Raw genomic sequence first — 801 nt, 5'->3', positions numbered from 1 at the left:
TACCTATTTTTTGAACCTCCTCCATAAATATAAATCTTACTTATTTTTATTCCAATCAATGTGATAAATGGATAGTAGAACAGTTTAAAAGCTACTTATTATTATTGTAGAAACCTTCAGGGATTTTCCCGATATTCCTTTGATGATATAACAATGGTTCTTTATTTTCATTTTGAATATCCACTACTTCACCAATTAAAATAGTATGATCACCTGCTTCAATCCTTTTTGCAGTTTTACATTGTAAAACTCCCGCAGCTCCCGAAATAATTGGCAGATCGTATTCTGATAGGGTCCATTCACAATTTTTAAATCGGTCAATCCCTTTACTTGCAAATAAATGACAGATTTCACTCTGATCACTAGATAATACATGTACCGCAAATTTATCAGTTTTAATAAAAGACTTATAAGATGATACCCTTTTATCAATAGACCATAAGACAAGTAAAGGGTCTATTGATACTGATGCAAATGAATTGACTGTAAGTCCTAAAGGAATGCGGTGTTCATCAACTTTTGTTACGACTGTTACACCAGTGGGATAATTTCCCAATACTTCTTTAAAAAGCGATATCCTCGCACTGTATTCCATATTAAACAAACCTTTCATAAAATTATAAAAAGAGCTATTCCTCACCAATAATTTTAACTTCTGTTTCCATTTCAACATTAAATTTACTTTTCACAGTTTCCTGGATATACTGGATTAATTTTAGATAATCTTTTGATATTGCATGATTTACATTCACAATAAATCCAGCATGTTTCGTTGAAACTTCCGCACCACCAATCCGTTTC

Annotated in this window: 1 protein-coding gene and 1 pseudogene; both read right to left on the bottom strand. The window is 31.6% G+C overall.

What is annotated here, in order from left to right; all coding sequences use genetic code 11:
* Positions 1-91 precede the first annotated feature (91 nt).
* On the bottom strand, positions 92-595 hold the full coding sequence (locus tag ACSU6B_RS29195) for a flavin reductase family protein (RefSeq protein WP_410889964.1): 504 nt from the start codon (positions 593-595) through the stop codon (positions 92-94).
* 34 nt (positions 596-629) lie between these two features.
* Positions 630-801, bottom strand: a pseudogene (gene murB / locus ACSU6B_RS29190) (UDP-N-acetylmuramate dehydrogenase); the annotation flags it as partial.

The organism is Neobacillus sp. C211 (assembly GCF_051842875.1).
Lineage (GTDB): Bacteria > Bacillota > Bacilli > Bacillales > Cytobacillaceae > Neobacillus.
The sequence above is the reverse complement of the archived record's forward strand: the minus strand, read 5'-3'. Positions and strand labels throughout refer to the sequence as shown.